General features: G+C 59.3%; 1 protein-coding gene. It reads right to left on the bottom strand.

The features are described from left to right. On the bottom strand, positions 1–238 hold a 238-nt coding region (locus SB717_RS37935), incomplete at its 3' end, for a TRAP transporter large permease subunit (RefSeq protein ID WP_410908328.1). Positions 239–253: the final 15 nt, after the last annotated feature.

Here is a 253-nt window from a genome sequence, read left to right as displayed (position 1 = left end):
CTTCTGTCAAACGACCTCCTTCTCCGTTTCTCAAGGAGTGGAGGATATTGTATGACACCAGAACCACCGCCACGAGCACGCCAGGAAGAATGCCGGCCATGAACATCGACGTCACCGAAACCCCTGCCGCCACGGCATACACGATCATGACGACACTCGGAGGTATCATGGCCCCCAGCCCACCTGCCGCCGCCACCATGCTACCGGCATAGGGTCGATCGTAGCCATGAGCGCTCATCGCTGGGATCATGGC

It is taken from the genome of Priestia sp. SIMBA_032 (genome assembly GCF_046535215.1).
GTDB lineage: Bacteria > Bacillota > Bacilli > Bacillales > Bacillaceae_H > Priestia > Priestia aryabhattai.
Note: the sequence above shows the minus strand (reverse complement) of the source record. Positions and strands in the feature narration are given on the sequence as shown.